This is a genomic window from Streptomyces albidochromogenes (genome assembly GCF_005981925.1).
Classification (GTDB): domain Bacteria; phylum Actinomycetota; class Actinomycetes; order Streptomycetales; family Streptomycetaceae; genus Streptomyces; species Streptomyces albidochromogenes.
The window spans coordinates 21,369-27,702 of the sequence record NZ_VBVX01000056.1; the positions used below are offsets into that span (position 1 = coordinate 21,369).

Sequence of the window (6,334 nt, forward strand, 5' to 3'; positions counted from 1 at the left end):
AGCGAGCCGAATTACTCGGCACCGCCCTGCTCGGCCTGCTTGGCACGAAGCGCCTCCGCGGTGCGGACGAACTTCGAGGGAAGCGCCTTGAACAGCGAAGCGGTCTGCGACTGCTTGCCCTTCATGGCGCCCGCCAGCTTGGCGAGCAGAACCTCGCGGGACTCGAGGTCCGCAAGCTTCTTGATCTCATCGGCGGACAGCGCCTTGCCATCAAGGACACCGCCCTTGATGATCAGGTTCGGGTTCTCCTTGGCGAAGTCACGAAGACCCTTCGCCGACTCCACCGGGTCACCGGTGATGAAGGCAACCGCCGTCGGGCCTGCGAACAGGTCGTCCAGCGTGTTGATCCCGGCCTCGTTGGCCGCGATCTTGGTCAGCGTGTTCTTCACCACGGCGTACTGGGCGTTCTCACCGAGCGAACGACGCAGCGTCTTGAGCTGCGACACGGTGAGACCCCGGTACTCGGTCAGCACGGCGGCGTTCGAGCTGCGGAACTGGTCCGCGAGCTCGGCTACCGCGGCAGCCTTGTCGGGCCTTGCCATAGAGCGTCGGCCTCCTTCCGGGTGATGAGGACCGCTCAGAAGGGGCTGGGAAAAACGAAACGGCCCCGGCGCAGGCGCACGGGGCTGGGCTCGACCGACTGCGCTCTGAAGGAGCGTGTCCGGGAGCTTGCTTTCCACGACACCTACGCGGGTCGTCCGCACCTAGCGGATCCTTCGGCCACCGCACCTTCTTACGAAGACACAGCAACGACCAGCGGTCTTTGGCTTCTGGGGAAGACTACGCGAAGGGTTCACCCACAAGCAAATCGGGCCCCGCGCCTCCCGAAGGAGGCGCGGGGCCCGACAGAGCCACGCAGAGAGCCGTCAGGCCCGTCCCGGTCAGACAGCTGCCGGGTCCTCCTCGACGAGGAGGTTACGGGTGCGGTTCTGGTCCAGCGGGATGCTGGGGCCCATCGTCGTGGTCAGGGCGGCCTTCTTGATGTAGCGGCCCTTCGCGGCGGACGGCTTGAGACGGAGGATCTCCTCCAGCGCCGCGGCGTAGTTCTCGACCAGCTTCGTGTCGTCGAAGGAGACCTTGCCGATGATGAAGTGCAGGTTCGAGTGCTTGTCGACGCGGAACTCGATCTTGCCGCCCTTGATGTCCGTGACAGCCTTCGCCACGTCCGGGGTGACCGTTCCGGTCTTCGGGTTCGGCATCAGACCACGTGGACCGAGCACGCGGCCGAGGCGGCCGACCTTGCCCATGAGGTCCGGGGTGGCGACGACGGCGTCGAAGTCCAGACGGCCCTTCGCGACCTCGTCGATGAGCTCGTCGGAGCCGACGATGTCGGCGCCGGCGGCCTCCGCGGCCGCAGCACGGTCACCGGTCGCGAAGACCAGGACCCGGGCGGTCTTGCCGGTGCCGTGCGGCAGGTTCACGGTGCCGCGGACCATCTGGTCGGCCTTGCGCGGGTCGACGCCCAGACGCATGGCGACCTCGACGGTGCCGTCGAACTTCGTGGTGGAGGTGTCCTTGGCGATACGGACGGCCTCGAGCGGGGCGTACAGGCGCTCCCGGTCGATCTTCGCGTCCGCGCTGCGGAAGTTCTTGCTGCGCTTCACTTCTGCTCCTGAGATAAGGGAGGTGGAGTCGTGGTGCGGACCAGCGCTTGGCCCTACCACTGAGGTGCTACGGGGACTTTCAGCCCTCGACGGTGATGCCCATGGAACGGGCGGTACCGGCGATGATCTTGTCCGCGGCCTCGAGGTCGTTGGCGTTCAGGTCGGGGAGCTTGACCGTCGAGATCTCACGCACCTGAGCGGCGGTGAGCTTCGCGACCTTGGTCTTGTGGGGCTCGCCCGATCCCTTGTCCACACCAGCGGCCTTGAGGATCAGCTTCGCGGCCGGCGGGGTCTTCGTCACGAAGGTGAAGGAGCGGTCCTCGTAGACCGTGATCTCCACCGGCACGACCATGCCACGCTGCGACTCGGTCGCGGCGTTGTAGGCCTTGCAGAACTCCATGATGTTGACGCCGTGCTGGCCGAGCGCGGGGCCGACCGGCGGAGCCGGGTTGGCCGCGCCGGCGTTGATCTGGAGCTTGATGAGCCCCGTGACCTTCTTCTTCTTGGGAGGCATTGCTCTCTCCGGGTCCTAGTGAGAGTTTCCTGCCATCCGATCACCGGACGGAGGCATACCGCACAACGATAACGGGTATAGCTGTGCGGCTAAAAACCGAGCAGGTCAGACCGGCTGCGAGAGCCTGCCTGACCTGGTCGGAAGCGGGGGTCCAGAGAAGATCAGTTCTTCTGGATCTGGTCGAAGCTGAGCTCGACCGGGGTCTCGCGGCCGAAGATCTCGACGAGGCCCTTGACCTTCTTGGAGTCGGGGTTGATCTCGTTGATCGTCGCCTGGAGGGTCGCGAAGGGGCCGTCGGTGACGGTGACCGAGTCGCCCACCTCGAAGTCCAGAACCTGGACCTCCATCTTGCGGCTGGGCGCCGGCTTGCCCTCGGCCTCGGCGGCCTCGCGGGCGGCCTTCTCCTCGGCCTCCGGGGCGAGCATCTTGACGATCTCGTCCAGGGTCAGCGGGTACGGGTCGTAGGCGTTGCCGACGAAGCCGGTGACGCCGGGGGTGTTGCGGACGACGCCCCAGGACTCGTTGGTGAGGTCCATGCGGACCAGGACGTAACCGGGAAGCTTGTTCTGGCGGACGTTCTTGCGCTCGCCGTTCTTGATCTGGACGATCTCTTCCTCGGGCACTTCGGCCTGGTAGATGAACTCCTCGACGTTCAGCGAGACCGCGCGCTGCTCCAGGTTCGCCTTCACGCGCTTCTCGTACCCGGCGTACGTGTGGATGACGTACCACTCGCCCGGCAGGGTGCGCAGTTCCTCGCGCAGAGCGGCGATCGGGTCGACCGGCTCGGCGGGGGCCTCTTCGACCTCTTCCGCTTCCCCGGCCTCAGCCTCTGCCTCGGCGGGCTCGTCGGCTTCGGCGTTGTCGGCCTCGGCCTCGGCCTCGGCGGAGTCGTCCGACTCGACGTGCACGGCGGACTCCTCCGCCGGCTCGCCCGCAGCGACGTCAGCAGCTTCCGCCTGGTCCTCGTCGGCCGCCTCGACGATGTCGAGCTGGTCCTCAGCGGACTCCGCGCTTTCGCTCGGCTCAACGGCGTCGTTCAGGTTCGGGTCAGACACGGTGGCTGCTTCTTCCTGGATACATATGGGTGGAACGGCGAAAGGGGCGCCGGGTGGGGCGCCCTACGCGGGATCAGCCGAAAACGTACTTGACGGCTCGGGCGAAGCCCATGTCGATCACGGTCACGATGCCGATCATGATGACGACGAAGACAATCACCACGGTGGTGTAGGTCGTCAGCTGGCTGCGGGTGGGCCAGACGACCTTGCGCAGCTCGGCGACGATCTGGCGGTAGAAGAGCGCGAGACGGCCCAGGGGGCCCTTCTTGCCGCGCTTGCCGCCCTTGCGGGACTTCTTGCTGGACTCCGACGTCTCGTCCTGGGCATCAGGCATGTCGATGGAGCCCACGGCGTCCGTCACGCTACTCACCTGATTCCGGGTCGTGGCCGTGCCGCGCCCGGTGGAGCCGCACGGCAGTGCATAGAAGTACGTACATGCGCACACATCCTGGCGAAGACGTGTGTAGCAGGGCCGGAGGGACTTGAACCCCCAACCGCTGGTTTTGGAGACCAGTGCTCTACCAATTGAGCTACGACCCTTTGTGGTTCCCCCAACCTACCGCATCCGGCCGAGTGCACGGAGTGCGCACGGCGTTGTGGCTGCTGAGGGGCCAACGACGAGTGAGTGTACGTGGTCAGGGGCCCGGCGTCGAACAGATACCGCCCGAGCGCCGCCTGTCGGCCACGTGTCCGCCCGGTGTCCGCCCTGCGGGATCTGTGTGCCGAGCGGGATTGCCGTCTGGGACGATGGGCCGCATGAGCGCTGCAACTCCTCCCACCGAGCGCCGGGTCTCAGCCCGAATCGGCGCTATCTCCGAGTCCGCCACCCTCGCCGTCGACGCCAAGGCGAAGGCGTTGAAGGCCGCCGGCCGCCCGGTCATCGGCTTCGGCGCGGGCGAACCCGACTTCCCCACGCCCGGCTACATCGTCGAGGCAGCGAGCGAGGCCTGCCGCGATCCGAAGTACCACCGCTACACCCCGGCCGGGGGGCTCCCCGAGCTGAAGGCCGCGATCGCCGCGAAGACCCTGCGTGACTCCGGTTACGAGGTGGACGCCTCGCAGGTGCTCGTCACCAACGGCGGCAAGCAGGCGATCTACGAGGCTTTCGCCACGATCCTGGACCCGGGCGACGAGGTCATCGTCCCGGCCCCGTACTGGACGACGTACCCCGAGTCGATCCGTCTCGCCGGCGGTGTGCCGGTCGACGTCGTGGCCGACGAGACCACCGGCTACCGGGTCTCCGTCGAGCAGCTGGAGGCGGCCCGTACGGAGAAGACCAAGGTCGTCCTCTTCGTCTCCCCGTCCAACCCGACCGGCGCGGTCTACACCGAGGCGGAGACCGAGGCGATCGGCCGCTGGGCCGCCGAGCACGGGCTGTGGGTGCTGACCGACGAGATCTACGAGCACCTGGTCTACGGCGACGCGTCCGCCGTCTCCCTCCCGGCGGTCCTGCCGGAGCTGCGGGACAAGTGCGTCGTCGTCAACGGCGTGGCGAAGACGTACGCGATGACCGGCTGGCGGGTCGGGTGGATCATCGGCCCGAAGGACGTCATCAAGGCCGCGACCAACCTCCAGTCGCACGCCACGTCCAACGTGTCCAACGTCGCCCAGGTCGCGGCGCTCGCCGCGGTGTCCGGCAACCTCGACGCGGTCGCCGAGATGCGGTCCGCCTTCGACCGCCGCCGGCAGACGATGGTGCGGATGCTCAACGAGATCGACGGCGTCGTCTGCCCGGAGCCCGAGGGCGCGTTCTACGCGTACCCCTCGGTCAAGGGGCTGCTCGGCAAGGAGATCCGCGGCAAGCGCCCGCAGAGCTCGGTCGAGCTGGCCGCGCTGATCCTGGACGAGGTCGAGGTGGCGGTCGTTCCCGGCGAGGCCTTCGGCACGCCGGGCTACCTGCGGCTCTCGTACGCGCTCGGTGACGAGGACCTCGCCGAGGGCGTGTCGCGCATCCAGAAGCTGCTGGCCGAGGCTCGCGACTGACCTCCCGCCGCGTACGCGGAGACGGGCCCCCGGCTGCTGCCGGGGGCCCGTTTCTGCGTTCGGGCGTTACTCGTTCGGGCAAAGACGCTTCCGGGCGGCTCGTGCGTACGGCAGGATCTTGGGATGTTGAGTGTGCGCGATGTCCGACTGCTGCCGAAGGCCCATCTGCATCTGCATTTCACCGGGTCGATGCGGCCCACCACGCTGCTGGAGCTGGCCGACAAGTACGGCGTGCACCTGCCGGAGGCGCTGACCAGCGGGGAGCCGCCGAAGCTGCGGGCGACGGACGAGCGCGGCTGGTTCCGCTTCCAGCGGCTGTACGACGCCGCCCGGTCGTGCCTGCGCGAGCCCGAGGACATCCAGCGGCTCGTGCGCGAGGCGGCCGAGGAGGACGTGCGGGACGGTTCGGGGTGGCTGGAGATCCAGGTCGATCCGACGTCGTACGCGCCGATGCTGGGTGGCCTGATCCCGGCCCTGGAGATCATCCTCGACGCGGTGGACAGCGCGTCGCGGGAGACCGGTCTCGGCATGCGGGTGGTGGTCGCGGCGAACCGGATGAAGCACCCGCTGGACGCCCGGACGCTGGCGCGGCTCGCCGTGCGGTACGCGGACCGCGGGATCGTCGGCTTCGGGCTCTCCAACGACGAGCGCCGGGGCATGGCCAGGGACTTCGACCGCGCGTTCGCGATCGCGCGCGAGGGCGGGCTGCTGGCGGCGCCGCACGGCGGGGAGCTGACCGGGCCCGCGTCCGTACGGGACTGCCTGGACGACCTGCGCGCGTCGCGGATCGGGCACGGCGTACGGGCGGCCGAGGATCCCCGGCTGCTGCGGAAACTGGCCGAAAGGGGCGTCACCTGCGAGGTGTGCCCGGCCTCGAACGTGGCGCTCGGTGTGTACGAGAAGCCGGAGGACGTGCCGCTGCGGACGCTGTACGACGCCGGCGTGCCGATGGCACTGGGGGCGGACGACCCGCTGCTGTTCGGGTCGCGGCTGGCGGCGCAGTACGAGCTGGCGCGGCGGCACCACGGGTTCACGGACGCGGAGCTGGCCGAGCTGGCGCGGCAGTCGGTGCGGGGGTCGGCGGCGCCGGACGACGTGCAGGCGAAGCTGCTGACGGGGATCGGCCACTGGCTGGAGGGCTGAAGCGCGGTCGCCGGGTGGGCTTGGGAGCCTGTCTC

The 6,334-nt window shown here is 68.5% G+C and carries 7 protein-coding genes and 1 tRNA gene; 2 read left to right on the forward strand and 6 right to left on the reverse strand.

The window, feature by feature from the left end; translation table 11 throughout:
- Positions 1-11: 11 nt before the first annotated feature.
- The 6 genes from rplJ to E2E34_RS10610 form a co-directional block, all read right to left on the reverse strand.
- Positions 12-542, reverse strand: coding sequence for a 50S ribosomal protein L10 (gene rplJ / locus E2E34_RS10585; protein ID WP_138894746.1), 531 nt, complete (start codon positions 540-542; stop codon positions 12-14).
- Between the two features lie 339 nt (positions 543-881).
- The gene (gene rplA, locus E2E34_RS10590) at positions 882-1,604 is read right to left on the reverse strand and encodes a 50S ribosomal protein L1 (protein WP_138901634.1); all 723 of its coding nucleotides are present in this window, start codon (positions 1,602-1,604) and stop codon (positions 882-884) included.
- A gap of 79 nt (positions 1,605-1,683) precedes the next feature.
- On the reverse strand, positions 1,684-2,118 hold the full coding sequence (rplK, locus tag E2E34_RS10595; protein WP_028812391.1) for a 50S ribosomal protein L11: 435 nt from the start codon (positions 2,116-2,118) through the stop codon (positions 1,684-1,686).
- A gap of 161 nt (positions 2,119-2,279) precedes the next feature.
- Positions 2,280-3,173, reverse strand: coding sequence for a transcription termination/antitermination protein NusG (gene nusG, locus E2E34_RS10600; RefSeq protein WP_138901635.1), 894 nt, complete (start codon positions 3,171-3,173; stop codon positions 2,280-2,282).
- A 73-nt stretch (positions 3,174-3,246) separates the two neighbouring features.
- A complete protein-coding gene (gene secE, locus E2E34_RS10605) occupies positions 3,247-3,534 on the reverse strand; it encodes a preprotein translocase subunit SecE (RefSeq protein WP_138894748.1) in 288 nt (95 codons plus the stop codon).
- 106 nt (positions 3,535-3,640) lie between these two features.
- Positions 3,641-3,713 (reverse strand) — tRNA-Trp (locus E2E34_RS10610).
- Positions 3,714-3,929: 216 nt separating this feature from the next.
- Between E2E34_RS10610 and E2E34_RS10615 the strand changes: the two genes are divergently transcribed.
- Together E2E34_RS10615 and E2E34_RS10620 are read left to right on the forward strand one after the other, a co-directional pair.
- Positions 3,930-5,156, forward strand: a complete 1,227-nt coding sequence (locus E2E34_RS10615) for a pyridoxal phosphate-dependent aminotransferase (RefSeq protein WP_138901636.1) — start codon at positions 3,930-3,932, stop codon at positions 5,154-5,156.
- Between the two features lie 123 nt (positions 5,157-5,279).
- Positions 5,280-6,299: an adenosine deaminase gene (locus E2E34_RS10620; RefSeq protein ID WP_138901637.1), complete on the forward strand. Its 1,020-nt coding sequence runs from the start codon at positions 5,280-5,282 to the stop codon at positions 6,297-6,299.
- The last annotated feature ends 35 nt before the right edge of the window (positions 6,300-6,334 follow it).